We start from the raw sequence: 20,064 nt of genomic DNA, 5'->3' as shown, positions 1-20,064 counted from the left end.
GTCAGAACATACACCCACAATAGTATCAGAGTTTCAGCTGGCCACCAGATTGGGCCTTGGCTGCACCAGTGGCAGGGCATGATCACACCGGAACGGGCCAAAAATTGGCGGTATCATCGGCACAGCGCCCACGATTGCGCGGCTGTTGCCATCAGATCTGCAAAAGGCCGATTGCTCATGCGCCCGGCGGCGGCGGCGGCAGAACGGTGAACAATTGCGCCAGTTCGGCCACATCTTCGGCCTTTTGCCAGCCGTCCTGACCGGGGGTCCAGACGAATGTTTCGCGCGTCAGGCTGCCGTCGGCGGCCATGCGTCCCAGGCTTGCCTTTGAAAAAGGCCCTGTTGTGTCGCCATCCACGGCGATGTGCCAGACGTGTTCGACGGGCGGCGGCGGTGGCGCGGGAATCGCGGCATTTGCGCCGTGAGGGCGTGCGCCCCATGGGCCAGCGGTTGTCGCAGCATGGTGACCGATCTGCATGCCCAGACCGGCACCCAGACCCGCCTGAATGGCCGCAGCGCCGCCGCCATCACGGCCAAGGGCCTCGGCGGCCTGAAACTGCATGTATTCGTTGAGATTGCCAATCACGCCCATCGAGGATCGCTTGTCCATGACCTCTTCGACCGCAGGGGGGAGCGAGATATTCTCGATGTAAAGCTCCGGCATAGACAGACCGTATTCGGCGATCTGTGCAGCGATTTCGCCGCCGACCAGCTTGCCCAATTCGCGGGTGTTGGCGGCCATGTCCATCACGGGAATTTGGGCGCGTGCGATGGTGCGCGAGAATTCCTGTACGATGATATTGCGAATTTGAAAGCTGATCTCATCCATGGTGAATTCGCCGTCGGTGCCGACGATTTCGGTCAGGAATCTGGCGGGATCTGACACCTTGACGCTGTAGGTGCCAAAGGCGCGCAGGCGCACGGGGCCAAATTCAGGGTCGCGCACGATGATCGGGTTCTTGGTGCCCCATTTGAGGTCATTGAACCGGGTGGTGTTGATAAAGTAGATTTCGGACTTGAACGGACTTTTGAAGCCATGATCCCAGTGTTGCAGGGTCGTCATGATCGGCATGTTGTTGGTTTCAAGCATGTAAAGACCGGGCGTGAACACATCGGCCAATTGCCCTTCGTGCACAAAAACGGCGGCCTGACCTTCGCGCACGGTCAGCTTGGCCCCGTATTTGATCTCATGACCTTCGCGTTCAAACCGCCAGACCATCGTGTCGCGGGTGTCGTCGGTCCAGTGGATGACGTCAATGAATTCGCCTGAGAGGAAATCGAAAATACCCATGGGGTCGGTCCTTTTCTTGGTCAATATCCAGCGTGGTTCAAAGCGGGCCGCCCGTCAACTCACGCGCGATGATGCGGGTGATTGGCGTGGCCTCTTTTGCGTTCATGCCGATGCGCAACCGCGGGTCATAAAGCATCTTGAGCAGCAGTTCATCGTGGTCGGTGAGCAACGCGAATTCGTCGTCGTCGTTAAAGATTGACGGGCGCGCGCCGGGGCTGTCGTTGGCAAGGCCCATGCCCTGCGCCAGTTCTTCGTGGATACACGAGAGGCGCAGCAGATCGGGGTTTTCGGCACGAATTACCGCCACGGCAGCGGTATAGGTGTTGGCATTGGGTCCCGAAGCATAGGCGGCAACCGCGCAATAGGTGTCGCGGCGGATGTCGCGCATGGCATTGAGTGAGCTGGCCGAGATGCCCGGCACCCGCGTGGCGGCCTGCGCCAAGGTTGCGGCGCGGTCATCCTCTGATGCGATGATGACCAGAAAATTCGGCTTGCCAGAGGTCGAGACGGGGTGTCCGGTGACACGGCCCAGCCGGGCTGCGTAACTCTTCACATCTGCGGTGTCACTGGCGCGTTGTGAGGGGGGCACGCCTGCGCCAAAGATCACTTCCATGCGCACGGGTGCTGCCCAGCGGCGCAGCGGGCTGGCCCCGCCACGGCCCGTAAAGTTGCCATCATATTCGTTGTAGAACGCGATCTGTTCAAAGTTGCGCGCCAGCACATCGGCGGTAAATGGCGTATCCACCCCGCCGCCATCCCGACGCAGCAGCCCCTGGGCCAGTTGTGCGCGTTGAACTTGCGCGAGGTAACTGCGCAAAGCGGCGCTTTTCTCTGATGTTGGCTGTGCCACGACCGGCGCGGGCAGGGCCACGTTAGCTGGCCGTGCCGGTGGTTTGGTGGGGGGTGCCACCAGGACCGCATCACAGCCGAAAAGGGCGGCGACCAACACGGCCCCCGCGCCCCATCGCGCCATTCTGTTTCGAACCGGTGACACCATTGGGTTAGCTTGGCACCGCGCCGGACGCGGTGTCGCCCAGACCGGTCTTTTTGGCCTTGGCAGAGGCAAGCGTATCACGCAGTTTTGCCTCCATTTCCTTGAGGTCCTTCTCGGCGGCGGCGCGCTTTGCCTTGCCTTCGTCTGCGATCTGCAGCGATTCCTCAATGGTGCCAATCAGATCGGCGTTTGCCTGTTTGACGGCTTCAATGTCGAACACGCCGCGTTCCATTTCCTCACGGATCATCTTGTTGCTTTCACGCAGGTTCTTGGCGTTTGAGGTCAAAAGCTCATTGGTCAGATCGTTGGCTTCGCGGACCGCTGAAGCAGCTTCGGCGGAACGTTGGATGGTCACGGCCTGTGCCAGTTGCGTTTCCCACAACGGCACGGTGTTCACCAGTGTCGAGTTGATCTTGGTCACCAGCGATTTGTCGTTTTCCTGCACCAACCGGATCGACGGCAGCGATTGCATGGTCACCTGACGGGTCAGTTTCAGATCATGCACCCGACGTTCCAGATCGTCGCGTGCGGCGCGGATGTCGCGCAATTCCTGTGCCACCATCACCTGATCGGCCTCTTTGGCCTTGGCGACAGTTTTTTCCTTGGCGGGGATGGTCTTGGTGTCCAGTTCCGCCAACTTTGCCTCACCGGCCGCGATGTAAAGTGCAAGTTCATCGTAGAACTGCAGGGTCTTTTCATAGAGCATATCAAGTGACTTGATGTCTTTGAGCAGCGTGTGTTCGTGGCCCAGCAGATTGTCGGTGATGCGGTCAATCTGGCCCTGCACCTTTTCAAACTTGGCGGTGAATTGGGCAAAAGGCGCGGCTTTGCCCAACAGCTTTTCCCACCAGCTGCGCTTGCGGCGTACATCGAGTTCAGAGACCGAAAAGCCACGGATCGTGCTGACGATGCTGCGCAGGCTGTCACCGGCGGGGCCGACATCCTTGTTGCGCACATCCTGCAACATGGCTTGCGAAATCTCTTGCAGTTCGGCCTGCGCGGCAGAACCGAATGAGACGATGGACTGGGTGTCTTCCATGTCGATCTCGCCCATGCGGCGCTTGATCTCGGCGCTGAGTGGCTTGTCGGCATCTTGCAGGGAAACGACAGCATTTGCATCCATCGGTTCTGGCAGGATAACGGCGGTAACCTCTTCGACCAAGGCGAGGGACTGGGCCGCTTTTTCTCTTACAGTTTCAGACATATACTCTGGTTCCTTAAAGTTTTGGGTGAAGGCGGCGTGTCATTCCAAACGCACCCCTTCTCGGGAAAGCCGCTCGCGCAGCACATCAATTTCGACCGTCAGATCGCTGCGATCATCCAGCAGAGATTTTTGGTTTCGGGCGGCAAAGTTGTGATCGAGATCATCCAGCAATGCCATGTAATCAATGCGCGCCTGCGGATCGCCGGTGCGCGCATAAATGTCTGCAAACTTTGCCGTCGCGTCGCGGGCACCACGCAGGTACACCGACAGATATTTACGCGCGGCAGTCAGGTCGCGCGGGTCTTCTTCGACGGTGCGGATCAGATTGCGGGCGGTGGCCTGAAAGCGCGCCAACCGGGCTTCTGCTTTGCGATCACCGGCGCGTTTGATGGCGTCGGTCATGCCCGCCAAATGTTTTTCGGCCTCATCCACAACACGTGCCACGCGGTCTTGCTGAAAGGTGTCGATGCCTTCCATGCCCTTGGATTTGAGCGGATCAATCCCAAAAGCGGCGAAATGCAGACCCATGGCGCAAAGTCCGTAAAGCACTGCGGCAACCACATCGCTTGCCACATTCAGGTGGGCGATTACGGCCAGACCGGCACCCAGCCCGGTTGCAATTCCTGCCAGAATCTTGCGGGGGACCGCGGGTCGGCGGGCCACCTTGCGCGCTGCATAGGCCGCTTCGGCACGCAGCCCTTCGCGCAGCAGCCATGCGCCCAATGTCAGGGTTCCTGCGCCAACCAATCCAAACGCGAGGCTTTGTGCCCCGCTGCCCAATGTGGTTGCAAACAGCACAACAGGCGGGATGAACATCACGTTTGCACGTCCGCCAACCGGGTCAACCACCACCCGATCACCATGCTGGGTTTGAGGCGTGTCGCTGTCGTCCGGGCTGTACTTGCCTCCGAAACGCTTTGCCATCTTTACAGGCCCCCCAACCAGCCGGAGCTGACGCCAAGAAGGATTACAACCAGCGCGACATAAGAGACTTTTTGAAAGCCGGTTGACCTCATTGCGCAATCCTTCGCCTGTCGATTGATCTCGGAACGTCTACAATAACAACGATGGCGCGGAAAAACACGGGGGTAGTCGGACAATCTTGCATTGTTTTTCCAAGTCCCCTCATTCAATACCGTCCAGGCGTGGCCTCAGGGGTAACTCGCCGGCTGCCCAAACGCGGGACAGCGCCACATGGTTTCCCAGCTTTATTGGCAGCAGGATGGTCATGGTATCCCCCATTGGTGGTGTTCACCAAAGTCTTAGGGCCATCTTGGTTCAATGTGAATTGCCTGTGACGGGGAATTTCGCCGTGCGCGTATCCTTGCAGGGGCGGGCTTTCAAATTGCCGGGAAGATTGCTTTGATAGACATGGGTCCTGACCCTAGCCACGCGGCTTGCGCGGGCCTTTGGGGGCGGGTCTGGTTTTTTGTGGACCGGGCGCGCCGGGTTGGCCTGCGCCGCCAAATCCACCGGGTTTGCGGCGCGGGCCGCGTTTGACGCCTGTGGGTTTCTTTTTGACAGCGGTGCCGCTGTCGTCGGCAAGCGTGATGCCCATCTGGTCGCGCACGATTTTACGGCGGATTTCCTCAACCTCGCCGGGTTTCAGTTCGCCCAGTTGAAAAGGGCCATAGCTGATGCGGATCAGCCGGTTCACGCTGAGGCCCACATGATCCATCGCGCGACGGATTTCGCGGTTCTTGCCCTCGCGCAGCCCGATGGTCAGCCAGGCGTTTGCACCTTGTTGGCGGTCAATCGTTACGGTCATGGGCTGAAAATGTTCGCCTTCAACGGTGATTCCCTGACGCAAGGGGTCCAGTGCCGCGTCCGAGGGCCGCCCATTTACCCGCGCGCGGTAGCGGCGCAGCCAGCCTGTCGCAGGCAGTTCCAGCTTGCGTTTGATGCCGCCGTCGTTGGTCAAAAGCAGCAGCCCTTCAGAGTTCAGATCAAGCCGTCCGATGGCCATCACGCGCGGCATGTCCTCGGGCAGATCGTCATAGATCGTGCCGCGCCCCTTTTCGTCGCGGTCGGTGGTCACAAGGCCGGTGGGCTTATGATAGAGCCACATGCGCGGGGGTTCGGGTTCTGACACCGGGTTGCCGTCAAGGGTGATCCTGTCCGTCTCGGTCACGTTCAGGGCGGGCGACAGTATCTGATCGCCGTTCACGCGCACCCGGCCGGCCTCAATCATCCGCTCCGCCTCGCGGCGCGAAGCCAGACCGGCGCGCGCCAGCACTTTGGCGATGCGGTCGCCTTTGGGCGTATCGGAGGGGGGCTTGGCATTCATGACCCCGCCTTAACGCGTTTCACCGGCTTGCGAAAGGGCGGCTTTTGCGGGCATCAAGGGGTATGACATTTCGGTCTTTCATGGATGTGGCACTGGATCAGGCCCGCGCGGCGGGTGCGCGCGGCGAGGTGCCTGTGGGTGCCGTCGTGGTGGACGCGGAGGGCCGGGTGGTGGCGCAGGCGGGCAACCGAACGCGGGAACTGAATGATCCAACCGCGCATGCCGAGATGCTGGCAGTCCGGGCGGCCTGTGCGGCGCTTGGATCCGAGCGGCTGGTGGATCACGCGCTTTATGTGACGCTTGAGCCCTGCGCGATGTGTGCGGCGGCGATTGCAGCGGCGCGCATCGGTCGGTTGTACTATGGCGCGTCCGACCCCAAATCAGGGGGTGTTGCGCAAGGCGCGCGGGTGTTTGCGCACCCTCAGTGCCATCATGTGCCACAGGTGTTCGACGGCATAGGCGAGGCAGAGGCGCAAGATCTGCTTAAGGCGTTCTTTGCGGGAAAAAGAAAAGGATAATCGGTATGGCGGCGAACAAGCAACTTTCCAGATTTGTGCGCGACGCGCTGAGTGCTGGCAAAGATCGGGGCGAGATCGAAGCGGCATTGGCGCGGTCGGGGTGGAGCAGCAACGAGGTTGCGGACGCCCTGGATGCCTGGGCCGATACCGCTTTCTCACCACCGATCCCGCGCCCGCAGGCCACGGTTTCGGCGCGCGATTTCTTTATTTATGCACTGACCTTTGGGGTGCTGATTTTTGGCGCGGGGCATTTGGTGGCGCTGTTTCACGCCCTTATCGACCTGATGTTTGACGGACCGAATACCTATCGCCCTTACAACCAGATTAGATGGGCGATGGCGGTGCTGATCGTGACCGCACCGACCTATCTATGGCTGACGGTCCGTGAACGGGGCAAGCTGGCGGCAGATCCAAGTCTGTACCGGTCCGCCATTCGAAAATGGCTGATTTACATCACCTTGCTGATCGCGGCGTCGGTTTTGCTGGGTGATCTGGTAGCGACGATATACGCGCTACTGAACGGCGACCTGACCGGGCAGTTTGTGATGAAGGCAGCTGTGGTCGGTGCTGTCGCGGGGGGGATCTTCCTGTTCTATCTCAATGACATCCGAAAAGGGGATGCCACGTGAACAAGGCGTTGTTGATCGCGATGATTGCCGCTGTCGTGGCGGCACTGATTCTGGGGCTGATGGCGGCGGGTGGTCCTGGATATGCGCGCATGGAAAAGATGGATCGTGAACGGATTTCCGACCTCAACCGCATTTTCAATTACCTGCAGTGTCCGAAGGCCAAGCGGCCGCTTCCAGAGGCCTTGGAAGACGCGGACTATTGCCCTGAGTATGTGCGGATCAACTCCGTGTTCGACCCGAAGACCGATGCGCCCTACATCTATCGCCGCATTGACGATACGCGGTTTGAGGTTTGCGCGGAATTTGAACTGCCTGCTGAAAGCCATCTTTCACAATCGCTGAACCGCCCGCTGAAATTTGAGGGGCAAACAGGCTGCATGTCCGGGTCCACTTTGCCCGACTAGGGTCAGAATGCGATTGGCTGCATCACCTGCGGCTCAATCACATCCACGCCGGGCAGGCCATCTGCCAGAACTTTTGCGTTTTGTTCCAGTGCCTCAAAGGTGCGGTAGTGGCAGGGGATCACCGTCTTGAAATTGAAATAGCGTTTGGCGGCATAGGCGGCCTGCGCCATGTCCATGGTGTAAAATCCCCCCGCCGAGAGGATACCAACGTCAGGTTTGTAATAATCCCCGATCCAATCCATGTCCGCCATGATCGCGGTGTCGCCGGAATGATACATGGTGTGGTTCTCGCCTTTGATAACAAAACCGGTTTCGGCCCCGACATAGACCGACCCATCATCGCTGCCGATGGAGGATGAATGTGAAGCAGGCACCATGCTTACAGCCACGGAGCCGCATTGGATGGTCCCGCCCTTGTTAAAGCCGGTTGTGTTTTTGACGCCTTTTTGGTCGAACCATGCCATCAGTTCGTACATGCCCGACACAGGTGCGCCTGTCTTTGACGCGATTTCCGCAATATCCTGCGTGTGGTCGAAATGGCCGTGGGTGACCAGAACATGGGTGGCACCGGTGATCGCCTTATCGTGCTGGTCTTCGGGCAGCATCGGATTGCCGTTCAGCCAAGGATCGATCAGCAGGACCTGGTCTTCGATTTCAATGCGAAATGAGCCGTGGCCGAGCCAGATGATATTCATGATGATCCCCCTTGCGATTTGCCCGCAAAGTTAGCGTGTTTTGCGGCTTTGGGAAGGTATTTTCAAAAGGGTGAAGCGGAAAACCCGTGCTGCCCTTGCGAGGGGGCGTTTGGGGCGGTAAATGGCGGGGGATCAGATGAGGAATCCCGATGTCCATTGACGAAAGCACTGCCGCGCGCGTCGCGAAACTGGCCCGGATCAAGGTAGAGCCTGATGCGCTGCCTGCTCTGGCGCAGGAATTTAACACCATCTTGGGCTTTATCGAACAGCTCAACGAGGTGGACGTTGAGGGTGTCGAGCCGATGACGTCAGTCACGCCACAGGTGCTTAAGCGGCGTGTTGATAAGGTGACCGACGGCAATCAGCAGCGCGCCGTGCTGGCCAATGCGCCCGATGCGCGTGAGGGGTTTTTTGCGGTGCCAAAGGTGGTTGAATAATGTCTGATCTGAACAAAATGGGTCTGGCAGAGGCCCGCGATGCCCTGCGGTCTGGCGAGGTGACGTCCAAAGCGCTGACCGAGGCGTGTCTGAGCGCGATTGACGGGGCCGGGGCGTTGAACGCCTTTGTGCACCACACGCCAGAGATCGCGATGAAACAAGCCGCGGCGGCGGACACGCGGATCAGGGCGGGGGATGCCCCGGCGATGTGTGGGTTGCCGATTGGGATCAAGGATCTGTTCTGCACCAAAGGTGTGCCGTCTCAGGCCGGGTCACGTATTCTGCAAGGCTTCCTGCCCGAATATGAAAGCACGGTCAGCCAGAACCTGTTCGATGCGGGTGCCGTGATGTTGGGCAAGCTGAACATGGACGAATTTGCCATGGGATCGTCCAATGAGACGTCTGTTTATGGCAATGCGGTCAACCCGTGGCGGCGGGGAAATGACGCAGCAGAACTGACGCCCGGTGGATCGTCAGGCGGCTCAGCGGCGGCGGTTGCGGCTGATCTCTGTCTGGCGGCAACGGGCACTGATACGGGCGGGTCAATCCGTCAGCCAGCGGCCTTTACAGGCACGGTCGGGATCAAGCCGACCTACGGGCGGTGTTCGCGCTGGGGGATTGTGGCCTTTGCGTCCTCGCTTGATCAGGCCGGACCGATGACCAAGTCGGTGCGCGATGCAGCGATCATGCTTGAGGCAATGTGTGGCCATGACCCGAAGGATTCCACCAGCGCCGATCTGGCAGTGCCCAACTTTGAGGCGGCATTGACCGGTGATGTCCGGGGTAAAAAGATCGGCATCCCCCGCGAATACCGCATGGACGGCATGCCCGAAGAAATCGAAACGCTGTGGTCTGACGGCATCGCGATGATGAAGGACGCCGGGGCAGAGATTGTCGATATTACCCTGCCGCACACCAAGTACGCCTTGCCTGCGTATTACGTGATTGCGCCTGCCGAAGCGTCCAGCAACCTCGCACGCTATGACGGGGTGCGCTATGGCCATCGTGCAAAATTGGATCAAGGGGATGGCATTACCGAGATGTACGAAAAGACCCGTGCCGAAGGGTTTGGACCAGAGGTTCAGCGCCGGGTGATGATAGGGACGTATGTTTTGTCGGCTGGCTTTTATGACGCCTATTACAACCGCGCACGGCGGGTGCGTTCCCTGATCAAAAAGGACTTTGAGGATGTGTTTGCGCAGGGCATTGATTGCATCCTGACGCCGGCCACCCCGTCTGCGGCCTTTGGTCTGGGTGAAATGACAGATGCAGACCCGGTGGCGATGTATCTGAATGATGTGTTTACCGTCACGGTGAACCTTGCCGGACTGCCGGGCATCGCGGTGCCGACCGGGCAAAACCGGCAGGGGCTGCCCTTGGGTCTGCAACTGATTGGACGGCCTTGGGAAGAGGCCGATTTGCTGTCTTCCGCTTATGCGCTTGAGCGCAGCGCGGGGTTTGTGGCCAAAGCGGACAAATGGTGGTAAATGCGTGCACAACAAAGCAGTAAAATAAAGCAGGTCAGATGATCACACGTGTATTCTTAATGATCGCCGCCGGTGTGGTATTGTCCGCTTGTCAGCCCGCCGTCCCGGATTCTGGTCGCGGTGTGGGGTTTGATGGCACATTCGAAGAGCAGCAGCGCCGCCGTGAAGCCGCATTGGCAACCAGCGGCGTACCGGCACCTTCATCGGTGTCCTCGGCACCTTTGTTGCCGGTGAATGATGGCTCACCCGAAGCGACTGCCGCTGCAACCGCCCGTGTGCTGGCTGCGACCCGCCCCGGTGGGGCCAGCAACGGTCTGGGCAATGATGCGGCATCGAATTCCGGCATTGCACCGATCAACGCGAGCCCGTCCAACCCGGCCCCTGCGGTGGTCAACACGGCAGGCATTTCAAACGAGAACAACTTTGATGCCGTGTCGGGCCAGCGCACCATTGGGGATGATGCCGCACGCATTGCGGCAAACCGGGCGCAATATCAGGTGGTGCAGCCCGAAGCATTGCCGGATCGCGGCGATGCCGGTCCCAATATCGTGGCCTATGCAATCGCAAGCAAACATGCGCTGGGCACACCGGTTTACACGCGGATTGGTCTGAACAAGGCCTCCAAAGCTCAGCGGGCCTGTGCGCAGTATTCGCACCCGGATCAGGCGCAGATCGCCTTTCTGTCTGATGGCGGGCCAACCCGCGACCGCAAAGGCCTGGACCCTGATGGCGATGGTTTTGCCTGTGCCTGGGATCCTTCCCCGTTTCGCCGGGCAGCGCAAGGCGGCTAGGTGACAAAGCTTGCGATTGTCGATCATCCATCGCCCAACTGCGGGCCGCGCCGGGATGATCTGCACCCCGCGCTGATCGTGATCCACTATACTGCCATGGAAAATGCGCAGGCGGCGATCGCGCGTCTGTGTGATCCGGAGGCCGAGGTGTCGGCCCATTATGTGATCGCCAATCGGGGTGAGATCACGCAACTGGTATCCGAAGATCAGCGCGCGTGGCATGCGGGTACCGGTGCCTGGGCGGGTATGGATGACATCAATTCCCGCTCCATTGGTATTGAGTTGGACAATCTTGGGACCCATCCGTTTTCAGAGCCGCAGATGGCCGCGCTTGAACACTTGCTGAAAGGGATCATGGCGCGCTGGGCGATCCCGGCGGCGGGGGTGATTGGCCATTCTGACATGGCACCGGGGCGCAAAGGTGATCCCGGTCCGCATTTTGACTGGGCGCGGTTGGCGCGGCAGGGGCTGGCGCGCGCAATTGGCGGCGACGCAGGCCCGCAAAGCCAAAACTTTGACAGTTTCCGCAAAGTCGCGAGAGCACTGGGCTATACCGCAGAAGTGGACGATGACGCCCTGCTTTCGGCGGTGCGCTTGCGATATCGGCCTTATGCGCAGGGACCGCTTTGTGCTTCTGATCTTGCGGCATTGGGCGAAACTGATTTGCAGACTTGACCCAGGGGTGCGTGGCGGGCTACGCCACACCTTGCGCGGAAGGCTGGATGACCGCGGTTCTGGCAACAGGATCGAGGAAAGTCCGGACTCCGAAAAGAAACGGTGCCGGGTAATTCCCGGGCGGGGCAACCCGACGGACAGCGCCACAGAAATTAAACCGCCTTTGTGGCAGGTCGGGCAACCGATACCACTTCAAGGGTAAGGGTGAAACGGTGGGGTAAGAGCCCACCGCGTCGCTGGCAACAGGGACGGCACGGCAAGCCCCACCGGGAGCAATGCCAAATAGGGACCGCGTGCTGGCAACAGCGGGGATTCTTTTGCCCCAGCAGGTCCGGGTTGGCAGCTATAGCTGCGTCGGCAACGACGTGGTCAGAGGAATGGTCATCCATCGTGTGCGGGCTTGCCTGCATACGAGGACAAAATCCGGCTTATAGGCTTTCCGCGCATATCTATCCGGCTGAAACCGGCGTCTGTCAAAGAAAACGCCCGGAAGAACCGGATTATTCCACACCCGGACTGAACTGAGCTTGCAACCGCCTTTTGCTGTTGACTCGGACCCGCATCCGGTTAAAAGCCGGGTTTCAGGATTACCCGCACCCCGCGCAGAGCCGGGCGGTGCAGCAGGAGAAGACTTATGGCGAAGCCAACCACGATCAAGATCCGTCTGAACTCGTCCGCGGGCACAGGCCATTTTTACGTTACAAAGAAAAACGCGCGTACCATGACCGAAAAAATGGTCATCAAAAAGTACGACCCCGTTATTCGCAAGCATGTCGAATACAAAGAAGGCAAGATCAAGTAAGATCAGCCTGCTTTCAGGATTGAAAGGCCGCGCTCATTGCGCGGTCTTTTTGCGTTTAAGGGACCGGATAGGGCCATTTGGGCCGTATGCGCCCAGGGATCGTGCCCGCAGACATTCAAGGCTGGTTGGACATCTGTCGCCTGTTCATCACAACACAGCGCTTGCGTCCTAGCGAGCATCACGCAATAGTTGGCGATATCCTAGCTGCCAAGGAACAAAACATGCCACGCTCCCTAATCTTCGCCTTGATGTCTGTCGGCCTTTTGTCGGCATGTGCCGGTAAACTGGGCGGGCCGCCCCCTGCACCCGTCTTTGGTGGTAAATACAGCCAAAGTGTCGGGTTCACAGGCATCGGCTCTCATACCCAGGCGGTTGAGGTTTTGAGCAAGCCGTTGTTTTCGAAAAGATAAACTCTGGTTGTCGCGGTGCGGTTGGGTATGCGTGTGCCGCAGATCAGTGTGCGGGGCGGGCCGTCTGACCGCAGTACTCAGGCGTTTTGCGCGATACGCAGCGGTGGCACCCTCAATAGTAATTCAGTTGCCGTGAACGTTGCTGGCCGCGACGTTCGGCTGAGCATTGTGCGTGTCGGCAGCAACCCGTTTGCGGTTTTCCGTGCGCCGCGTGGCACAGTTATTTCGATGGGTCCAACAACCGTGAGTAATTTCCTTGCTGAAGTCCCGGCCTTGACCGGATGCACACCAGAGGGCGGCGGATATTCCATCGGGCCCAGTCGTGCACGCGCAACGGGGATCGCTGGCGCAATCAACTGTCCCTGATCTTGACGGCCACACCCGCTTGCAGCCCGTCCCAATGCGCAGTATCGCGACACTGAATACGCATGCTGCATTTGGAATGACGCCCAATGCCCAAAGAAGGCCATTATATCAATCGCAGCAATTGGCTGCGCGCTGCCGTTTTGGGGGCCAATGACGGTATTGTATCGTCGGCCAGCCTGCTGGTTGGTGTGTCTTCTGCCGGAATGGTGCATGGCAATGTGATCCTGACAGGACTGGCCGGGCTGACCGCGGGTGCCTTGTCTATGGCTGCGGGGGAGTATGTGTCCGTCTCTGCCCAAGCCGATGTCGAAGAGGCCGATCTGGAACGCGAGCGCGTCGCGCTGATCGAAGACCCGGATTATGAGCTGAGCGAATTGGCGGAAGGGTTGGAAAGTCGCGGTGTCGAAAGTGATCTGGCACTGGAGGTCGCGGCGCAGCTGACCGATCATGATGCGCTGGGCGCACATGCGCGCGAAGAATTGGGCATGTTCGGATTGGCAGGGCAGGCGAACCCGCTGCAGGCTGCGGCTGCCTCAGCGCTGGCCTTTGCGCTGGGTGGCGGTTTGCCGTTGCTTGCGGCGTTGCTGGCCCCGGTGGGCAGCCGGGGCATCGCGGTGGCCATCGTTGCGGTGCTGGCGCTGGTTGCCTTGGGCGGGGGCGGCGCACACCTGGGCGGAGCGCCAAAATGGCCAGCTATTCGCCGGGTGGTTGTCTGGGGCACATTGGCAATGGCAGTGACGGCCTTTGTGGGAAACGCGTTTGGGGTGCTGGCCTAGCTTTTCAGTGGACCGCTGCTTGGTGCGCCCGCAAGCGTGGTATACGTGCGTTCCCTGGTCGCCCGATCAAAATGCAGAACCCGGTCGTGGTTGGGATAGGTCACTGTGTCCTTGGCCGCGCGGGTGCCGATCACGATATAGCGCACGGGCGCGTCGCTGCGGTTGTGCAGCGTGTGCGCGACCGCATCCCCTGCTTTCCAACAGGCGGCGTCACCGGGTGTCAAAACCGTCTCGACGCCATTCTCGATGGCGACAACTTCACCGCTCAGGACCAGCATCATTTCATCCTCGGACCTGTGCCAATGCGCATACGACGAATGTGATCCCGGTGGCAGTTCTTCGATGAACGCGCCAAATTGCGTGAGGTGCCCGGTGTCGCTGATGAGTTCGGCCCGGTAGGGGCCAAGAGGGTCATCCTGGCCGGCTTCATCGCGTTTTGCTGTGCCTGCTTTGATAATGGTCATGGATCACCTTTCGCCGTTTGCTGGAAACTCTGGCATCGGGGTCTTTGCCATCAAAAAAGGCCGGTCCTTTTCAGAACCGGCCCCATTTTGTCAGAACGCGCAGCGCTTATTCGCGGTTGCCGAACAGATGCAACAACATCATGAACATGTTGATGAAGTCGAGATAGAGGTTCAGCGCGCCCATGATGGCGGCTTTGCCCAACCATTCGGTATCACCGTGGTGCGCATGTGCCAGATACTCGGTCTTGATCTTTTGTGTGTCGTAGGCTGTGAGGCCCGCAAAGATCAGAACACCAATGGCAGAGATGGCAAACATCAGCGCCGAAGAGGCGAGGAAGATGTTCACGATGGAAGCGACGATCAGGCCGATCACGCCCATGATCAGGAAGCTGCCCCAACCAGAAATGTCCTTCTTGGTTGTGTAACCCCAGAGCGAAAGACCCGCAAATGCAATCGAGGTGATCAGAAACACCTGTGCGATCGAATAGCCGGTAAAGACCAGAAAGATCGAGCTGATCGAGATGCCCATCACGGCGGCGAAGGTATAGAACACGACCTGTGCTGTGGCAGCGGTCATCTTGTTGATCATCGCGCTAAAGCCAAAGACAAAGGCGAGAGGCGCAAGCATCACAACCCACTTCAGTGGCGACGCGTAAAGCGTGTAGCCGAAGTTGGTCAGGTATTTGTCAGCACTCAATTGCGCCACGCCCAAGGCAGGGTCGGCAGTGACCGCCAAGCCTGAGATCGCCCAAGCCGCAGCAAAGGTGATCAGCATACCGACGGACATGGTCCCGTATACTTTGTTCATGTGGGCGCGCAGACCCGCGTCGATTTCGGCGGCGCGGGTTCCGGCTACGCCCCGGATTGTATTCACGTCAGCCATGTGTTGACCTCCAAACTGGCAATAAGTTACGTGCCGACAAGATCGGTCACGGTATTGCGTGGAATATTGGGCCTTCCCGACTGTTTTTCAAGGGTTTTGTTGTCGAAAACTGTAAAGGCCTGCGGCCGTCAGTCGCGCCAATTGGCCGGAACGTCCCAGACCGCGCGACGTGCCTCGCGATCTGCCTCGGCTTGGGTCACGCCCACATCTTCAAGTTGAGCGTCCGTCAGACGTGCCAGTGCACGCCGGGTGTGCCACACGCCATAAGCTCGGGCGAGAAGACGGCGAACGGAACGGGTGCGTGCACCGTTGATTGGTGTTGCGGAGCAGCTGTGGCGAAGAAGCGTGGTCATGGTATATTCCTTTAGAAATTGTGATGCGATTCCATTTTGCATTTCGATACTTGATATATGGTAGATGTCAGGACATAATAAAAACGAATGTTTGTTATGGGTGGCATCAAGGGGATTGATATATGAGAAACCTCGACATCACGACGCTACGGTCATTTGTGGCGGTGGCTGATTCAGGCGGGGTCACCCGGGCGGCCGGGTTCTTGCATCTGACCCAATCAGCCGTGTCGATGCAGTTAAAACGACTGGAGGAAATGCTGGGTCTGAGCCTTTTGGACCGCACGGGGCGCACCATTGGGTTGACGGCATCGGGCGAACAATTGCTGGTTTATGCGCGTCGGATGATCGCGCTCAACGACGAGGTAATTGCCCGCCTGACCGATCAGGCCTACGAGGGCGAGATCAAATTGGGTGTGCCGCATGACATTGTGTATCCGGCCATTCCACAGGTGCTCAAACAATTCCATGCGGCGTTTCCAAGGGTGCGCATCTTACTTGAAGCGTCCTATACGAAAACCTTGAAAGAGCGGTTTGCTAAAGGCGACTGTGATCTGATCGTCACGACCGAAACCGGCCTTGATCAGGGTGGCCAAACGCTTGCAGAAAAAGATTTAATCTGGATCGGGGCACCCGGTGGTGCAGCGTGGCGGCAACGGCCCTTGCGTCTGGCATTCTGCCGTTTCTGTACGTTTCGCCCGCATGTGGTTAAGGCGTTGGACGCCGCCGGTATTGATTGGGAAATGGCCGTTGATACAGAAAGCGATCGCACGATTGAGGCGGCGGTCAGCGCCGATCTGGCTGTGCATGCGATGATCGACGGGACCGAACCACCCTATCTGGAACAGGTGGATCACAACAGCGCCTTGCCGATCTTGGCAACCCAGAAGATCAACCTTTATCGCGCACAAGGATCGCAGGGAGAAGTGCACAACACATTGGTCGCTCTTTTGCAAAATGCATTTCAGCCTCAGGCTGGCCGATTGCGCGCCGTTTAAGGGCAGACAATGGTCTTGATCAGAGGGTTGTGTATGGGGTGCGCAAATGACCCGTTTAACCCCTTGGGAGAATCACTTTTTATTCACTCTCCCGGCGCGTGTGGTGGCAAAATTGTTCCGTTTGTTACAATTCGCCCGGTTTTTTTTAGGCTGCTGAAAAATTGTGCGTTCCGTTCAAAGCCAACTTTTGCGTGTTTGCCGCGAAATTTAAGGATGTGGCGCAGGTGTCTGACATGTCATGGAAAATACCGCTTATTGACGTTTGGGAAGCCTCGCATTGAGTCTTGGATTTATCCACAATTAACACCTTAGGTTGTACGTGACTTTGTGTGCGCGGATCATGAAATAGTTAATAATGTTTGATGTGCTGGTGGTAATTCGTATGTTAGAGAACGACGTCGGATTGCAAAACACATGTTTTCGACGTCAAAAACGTAATGATTGAAATTATTTTAGTTCTTAATAAGTAAGGAAGCGAAACGAGATGGCTCACAAGGTAGATGTGCACGTTGGAAAATGCATTCGCCAGCGGCGGTGGTTGAAGGGGATGACACAACAAGGGCTGGCGGATTTGGTTGGCATCAAGTTCCAGCAAATTCAAAAATATGAAACCGGGGCCAACCGCGTCAGCGCGTCGCGGCTTTGGGATATTGCCGATGCCCTTGATGTTCAGGTTTCCTTCTTTTTCGAAGGTTTGAAATCTGCTGAAGACGAAGCCGCTCAGGAAGACGCTACTGTGCCAACCGATTTGATGGGCGACAAAGAGGCAATGGATCTTGTGCGCTCCTATTACGCGATCCCGGAAAACCAGCGGCGCCGGCTTTTTGAACTTGCCCGCGTCTTAAGCGACGTGGCCTGAAACCGGCGCGACCCTCGGTACCCGCAAGGGGATCGGGGGCTTGAATTGCGCGGGCCAAGCTGGCAGGTCCTGTGCATGACAGAGGTGACCTCATTTGATCCAAATATCCGCCGTGTTGCGCATCTGATGGCGGACGCGGCGCGGGCGGTTATTTTGCCGTATTTTCGCACTGCTGGCCTGACGGCGGATAACAAGCTGAGCGTTGGGTACGACCCGGTGACAGAGGCAGATCGCGCGGCAGAACGTGCCATGCGCGATATTCTGGCGCGGGAACGGCCCGATGATGCCATTCTGGGCGAGGAATTTGGGGCAACGTCCGGGACATCCGGGCTGACGTGGGTGCTTGACCCGATTGATGGCACCCGTGGATTTGTCAGCGGCACCCCGACCTGGGGCGTTTTGATTGCGCTCTCAGATGCGGCGGGGCCGTTTTATGGGCTCATTGATCAGCCCTATGTTGGTGAGCGATTTGAGGGGGCACCAGACGGCGCGCAGATGACCGGGCCGCAAGGCACGCGCCCGCTGGTCACGCTTAAACCGCGTGACCTGAGCCAGGCAATTGTTTTTACCACTTTTCCAGAGGTTGGGACTGCGGCGGATGGTGCGGGGTTCAATGCGGTGGCGGGTCGCGCACAGCTGACCCGGTATGGCATGGATTGTTATGCCTATGCGCTGGTTGCGGCGGGGCAGGTTGATCTGGTCATTGAATCTGGATTGAACGCCTATGATATTCACGCGCCGATCGCGGTGATCAGCGCGGCAGGCGGGGTCGTGACCGATTGGCAAGGCGGGCCTGCCCACGCGGGCGGACGTGCCATTGCGGCGGCGAACACTGAAATCCACGCACAGGCACTGGCGATCCTCAAAGATTATTGACCACGGGCCGTGTCAGCGTTTAAGTTCCTGTAACGCTGGTTCTTGAGCCTGTTTTCCACCAGCGTTTGCACCTTTGCATGAGACAGGCCAGAGCAAGAGGTGCAGCATGGTCGAAATTCTTATCAAAAACGCAGATTGTATTCTGACAATGGATGATGCGCGCCGCGAAGTGTGCGGTGCGGATATCCTGATCCGGGATGGTGTGATTGTCGCGGTTGCGGTCGGGCTTGCCACCTCTGGCGAGGTGATAAATGCGGCCGGATGTGTTGTGACGCCGGGGTTGGTGAACACCCACCATCATTTGTATCAGACGCTGACCCGTGCCGTGCCGGGTGGGCAGGACGCGTTGCTTTTTGGTTGGTTGCAAACGCTCTATCCGATTTGGTCGCGGTTCACGCCAGAGCATATGTATGTGTCGGCGCAAATAGGTTTGGCGGAGCTGGCATTGTCAGGGTGCACCCTGTCGTCGGATCACCTGTATCTCTATCCCAATGGCGCGCGGCTTGAGGATACGATCCACGCCGCAGCCGAGCTTGGGCTGCGCTTTCATCCGACCCGTGGGGCGATGAGCATCGGGATCAGCAGCGGTGGCCTGCCGCCCGATGATCTGGTCGAGGATGAAGCTGCAATCCTGAACGACTGCATCCGAGTGGTGGATGGTTTCCATGATCCCGCCGAAGGGTCGATGTGCCGGGTCGGGATCGCGCCCTGTTCGCCATTTTCAGTCAGCCGCGAATTGATGCGCGATGCGGCGGTGTTAGCACGGGACAAGGGCGTGATGCTGCACACGCATCTGGCTGAGAACGACGAAGACATCGCCTATAGCCTTGAGAAATTCGGCTGCCGCCCCGGTCAATATGCCGAAGCCTTGGGATGGGTTGGCCGCGATGTTTGGCACGCGCATTGCGTCAAGCTGGACCCAAGTGAGATTGCGCTTTTTGCTGAGACAGGAACCGGCGTGGCGCATTGCCCCTGCTCAAACTGCCGCCTTGGTTCTGGCATTGCGCCGGTGCGGGAGATGCGCGATGCTGGTGTTCCGGTTGGCATTGGCGTTGATGGATCGGCAAGCAATGATGCGGGCAATCTGGTGGCTGAGGCACGCATGGCGATGTTGTTGCAGCGGGTTGCACGCGGTGCAGATGCGATGAGCGCCCGCGAAGCCCTGGAGATTGCCACGCGTGGTGGTGCGGATATTTTGGGGCGGCCCGATTGTGGGCGTCTGGCGGTGGGGTGCCGCGCCGATGTGGCGATCTGGGATGTGAGTGGTCTGGCGTCAGCAGGCAGCTGGGACCCCGCAGCGCTGTTGCTGGCTGGACCAACCACAGTCAGGGATTTATTCGTAGAAGGTCGTCAGATTGTGCGCGATGGTCAGATACAAACCCTTGATCTGGGTGCACAGGTGGCGCGGCAAAACCAAATGGCAAGAGCATTGAGCGAGGCATTATGAAACAGTTGATATATGTATTGGCGCTGTTGTTGATGGCTGTGCCAGCGGCGGCGGACCCTGCGGCAACGCGCGCGATCAATGTGGTGCGCGCCGGTACGGGCAAACCGGCCCTGATCTATTCGCCGCGATTGGAAAAGGCGGCGCAGGCCCATGCGAATGATATGGCCAGGCGGGGGTTTTTCGCCCATGAGGGCAGCAATGGTTCAGCCGTTTCTGACCGGGTCAGCGCGCAGGGATATAAGTGGTGTTTCGTCGCCGAGAATATTGCAAAAGGGCAACGGGATTTGGCGCAGGTCATGCAGAGTTGGGCAAAATCCAAAGGGCATTACCGAAACATGGTTCATAAAGACGTTCGCGAATTTGGTCTGGCGCGGGCAAAAGGCAACATCTGGGTGATGGTGCTTGCGGGATCCTGCTGACG

The 20,064-nt window shown here is 58.6% G+C and carries 25 protein-coding genes and 1 other RNA gene; 17 read left to right on the top strand and 9 right to left on the bottom strand.

Translation table 11 applies throughout. The annotated features are described in order from the left end of the window. Positions 1 to 175: 175 nt before the first annotated feature. From C1J02_RS15145 to C1J02_RS15125, 5 genes are all read right to left on the bottom strand, one after another. Positions 176 to 1,291 (bottom strand): SPFH domain-containing protein, encoded by a 1,116-nt coding sequence (locus tag C1J02_RS15145; protein ID WP_114879324.1) that lies wholly within the window; start codon positions 1,289 to 1,291, stop codon positions 176 to 178. A 37-nt stretch (positions 1,292 to 1,328) separates the two neighbouring features. After that, the gene (locus C1J02_RS15140) at positions 1,329 to 2,264 is read right to left on the bottom strand and encodes a DUF2927 domain-containing protein (protein ID WP_114879323.1); all 936 of its coding nucleotides are present in this window, start codon (positions 2,262 to 2,264) and stop codon (positions 1,329 to 1,331) included. A gap of 28 nt (positions 2,265 to 2,292) precedes the next feature. Continuing rightward, complete coding sequence (locus C1J02_RS15135; RefSeq protein ID WP_114879322.1) at positions 2,293 to 3,489, bottom strand: toxic anion resistance protein; 1,197 nt, start codon at positions 3,487 to 3,489, stop codon at positions 2,293 to 2,295. 39 nt (positions 3,490 to 3,528) lie between these two features. After that, a complete protein-coding gene (locus C1J02_RS15130) occupies positions 3,529 to 4,413 on the bottom strand; it encodes a 5-bromo-4-chloroindolyl phosphate hydrolysis family protein (protein WP_114879321.1) in 885 nt (294 codons plus the stop codon). A 460-nt stretch (positions 4,414 to 4,873) separates the two neighbouring features. Continuing rightward, on the bottom strand, positions 4,874 to 5,776 hold the full coding sequence (locus C1J02_RS15125) for a pseudouridine synthase (protein ID WP_114879320.1): 903 nt from the start codon (positions 5,774 to 5,776) through the stop codon (positions 4,874 to 4,876). Positions 5,777 to 5,838: 62 nt separating this feature from the next. Here C1J02_RS15125 and C1J02_RS15120 point away from each other — a divergent pair, with 62 nt between their 5' ends. The 3 genes from C1J02_RS15120 to C1J02_RS15110 are packed head-to-tail and all read left to right on the top strand — an operon-like array spanning position 5,839 to position 7,327. Then, complete coding sequence (locus tag C1J02_RS15120; protein ID WP_114879319.1) at positions 5,839 to 6,294, top strand: nucleoside deaminase; 456 nt, start codon at positions 5,839 to 5,841, stop codon at positions 6,292 to 6,294. A 5-nt stretch (positions 6,295 to 6,299) separates the two neighbouring features. After that, positions 6,300 to 6,923: a DUF5671 domain-containing protein gene (locus tag C1J02_RS15115; RefSeq protein ID WP_114879318.1), complete on the top strand. Its 624-nt coding sequence runs from the start codon at positions 6,300 to 6,302 to the stop codon at positions 6,921 to 6,923. Continuing rightward, a complete protein-coding gene (locus tag C1J02_RS15110; protein ID WP_114879317.1) occupies positions 6,920 to 7,327 on the top strand; it encodes a hypothetical protein in 408 nt (135 codons plus the stop codon). Before C1J02_RS15115 ends, C1J02_RS15110 begins: the two co-directional genes overlap by 4 nt. Before the next feature lie 2 nt (positions 7,328 to 7,329). On the opposite strand, the gene C1J02_RS15105 is transcribed toward C1J02_RS15110, so the two are convergent. Next, positions 7,330 to 8,022 (bottom strand): metal-dependent hydrolase, encoded by a 693-nt coding sequence (locus tag C1J02_RS15105; protein WP_114879316.1) that lies wholly within the window; start codon positions 8,020 to 8,022, stop codon positions 7,330 to 7,332. Positions 8,023 to 8,171: 149 nt separating this feature from the next. On the opposite strand from C1J02_RS15105, the gene gatC reads away from it, so the two are divergent. The 9 genes from gatC to C1J02_RS15060 all read left to right on the top strand — a co-directional run bounded on the left by gatC (position 8,172) and on the right by C1J02_RS15060 (position 13,766). Then, entirely contained in the window at positions 8,172 to 8,459 is a 288-nt protein-coding gene (gene gatC, locus C1J02_RS15100) for an Asp-tRNA(Asn)/Glu-tRNA(Gln) amidotransferase subunit GatC (RefSeq protein ID WP_114879315.1), read from the top strand. Beyond that, a complete protein-coding gene (gene gatA, locus C1J02_RS15095) occupies positions 8,459 to 9,946 on the top strand; it encodes an Asp-tRNA(Asn)/Glu-tRNA(Gln) amidotransferase subunit GatA (protein WP_114879314.1) in 1,488 nt (495 codons plus the stop codon). Before gatC ends, gatA begins: the two co-directional genes overlap by 1 nt. A 38-nt stretch (positions 9,947 to 9,984) precedes the next feature. After that, positions 9,985 to 10,737, top strand: coding sequence for a hypothetical protein (locus C1J02_RS15090; protein ID WP_114879313.1), 753 nt, complete (start codon positions 9,985 to 9,987; stop codon positions 10,735 to 10,737). Beyond that, a complete protein-coding gene (locus tag C1J02_RS15085) occupies positions 10,738 to 11,412 on the top strand; it encodes an N-acetylmuramoyl-L-alanine amidase (protein ID WP_114879312.1) in 675 nt (224 codons plus the stop codon). 35 nt (positions 11,413 to 11,447) lie between these two features. Continuing rightward, an RNA gene (gene rnpB / locus C1J02_RS15080) (RNase P RNA component class A) lies at positions 11,448 to 11,859 on the top strand. A 187-nt stretch (positions 11,860 to 12,046) separates the two neighbouring features. Continuing rightward, on the top strand, positions 12,047 to 12,214 hold the full coding sequence (gene rpmG / locus C1J02_RS15075) for a 50S ribosomal protein L33 (RefSeq protein ID WP_005852281.1): 168 nt from the start codon (positions 12,047 to 12,049) through the stop codon (positions 12,212 to 12,214). Positions 12,215 to 12,435: 221 nt separating this feature from the next. Beyond that, positions 12,436 to 12,624 carry a hypothetical protein gene (locus tag C1J02_RS20935; RefSeq protein WP_162798331.1) on the top strand — a complete coding sequence of 63 codons (189 nt, stop codon included), beginning with the start codon at positions 12,436 to 12,438 and terminating at the stop codon, positions 12,622 to 12,624. A 27-nt stretch (positions 12,625 to 12,651) separates the two neighbouring features. Beyond that, complete coding sequence (locus tag C1J02_RS15065) at positions 12,652 to 12,990, top strand: hypothetical protein (RefSeq protein WP_114879310.1); 339 nt, start codon at positions 12,652 to 12,654, stop codon at positions 12,988 to 12,990. An 86-nt stretch (positions 12,991 to 13,076) separates the two neighbouring features. Beyond that, on the top strand, positions 13,077 to 13,766 hold the full coding sequence (locus tag C1J02_RS15060) for a VIT1/CCC1 transporter family protein (RefSeq protein ID WP_114879309.1): 690 nt from the start codon (positions 13,077 to 13,079) through the stop codon (positions 13,764 to 13,766). On the opposite strand, the gene C1J02_RS15055 is transcribed toward C1J02_RS15060, so the two are convergent. The 3 genes from C1J02_RS15055 to C1J02_RS15045 all read right to left on the bottom strand — a co-directional run bounded on the left by C1J02_RS15055 (position 13,763) and on the right by C1J02_RS15045 (position 15,466). Continuing rightward, complete coding sequence (locus C1J02_RS15055) at positions 13,763 to 14,230, bottom strand: cupin domain-containing protein (protein ID WP_114879308.1); 468 nt, start codon at positions 14,228 to 14,230, stop codon at positions 13,763 to 13,765. The two genes, C1J02_RS15060 and C1J02_RS15055, sit on opposite strands and share 4 nt — an antisense overlap. 106 nt (positions 14,231 to 14,336) lie before the next feature. Continuing rightward, a complete protein-coding gene (locus tag C1J02_RS15050) occupies positions 14,337 to 15,113 on the bottom strand; it encodes a Bax inhibitor-1/YccA family protein (protein ID WP_114879307.1) in 777 nt (258 codons plus the stop codon). A 128-nt stretch (positions 15,114 to 15,241) separates the two neighbouring features. Beyond that, on the bottom strand, positions 15,242 to 15,466 hold the full coding sequence (locus C1J02_RS15045; protein WP_114880631.1) for a DUF1127 domain-containing protein: 225 nt from the start codon (positions 15,464 to 15,466) through the stop codon (positions 15,242 to 15,244). Positions 15,467 to 15,588: 122 nt separating this feature from the next. On the opposite strand from C1J02_RS15045, the gene C1J02_RS15040 reads away from it, so the two are divergent. From C1J02_RS15040 to C1J02_RS15020, 5 genes are all read left to right on the top strand, one after another. Beyond that, a complete protein-coding gene (locus tag C1J02_RS15040; protein ID WP_114879306.1) occupies positions 15,589 to 16,461 on the top strand; it encodes a LysR family transcriptional regulator in 873 nt (290 codons plus the stop codon). Between the two features lie 484 nt (positions 16,462 to 16,945). Continuing rightward, positions 16,946 to 17,320 (top strand): helix-turn-helix domain-containing protein, encoded by a 375-nt coding sequence (locus C1J02_RS15035; protein WP_114879305.1) that lies wholly within the window; start codon positions 16,946 to 16,948, stop codon positions 17,318 to 17,320. Positions 17,321 to 17,395: 75 nt separating this feature from the next. After that, complete coding sequence (gene hisN, locus C1J02_RS15030) at positions 17,396 to 18,196, top strand: histidinol-phosphatase (protein ID WP_114879304.1); 801 nt, start codon at positions 17,396 to 17,398, stop codon at positions 18,194 to 18,196. A 106-nt stretch (positions 18,197 to 18,302) separates the two neighbouring features. Continuing rightward, positions 18,303 to 19,643 (top strand): 8-oxoguanine deaminase, encoded by a 1,341-nt coding sequence (locus tag C1J02_RS15025; protein WP_114879303.1) that lies wholly within the window; start codon positions 18,303 to 18,305, stop codon positions 19,641 to 19,643. Further along, complete coding sequence (locus tag C1J02_RS15020; protein ID WP_114879302.1) at positions 19,640 to 20,062, top strand: CAP domain-containing protein; 423 nt, start codon at positions 19,640 to 19,642, stop codon at positions 20,060 to 20,062. The genes C1J02_RS15025 and C1J02_RS15020 overlap by 4 nt, the downstream gene beginning before the upstream one ends. Positions 20,063 to 20,064 lie beyond the last annotated feature (2 nt).

Origin of the sequence: Sulfitobacter sp. SK011 (assembly GCF_003352065.1) — a bacterium.
In the GTDB taxonomy this organism is placed as follows: Bacteria; Pseudomonadota; Alphaproteobacteria; order Rhodobacterales; family Rhodobacteraceae; genus Sulfitobacter.
Note: the sequence above shows the minus strand (reverse complement) of the source record. Positions and strands in the feature narration are given on the sequence as shown.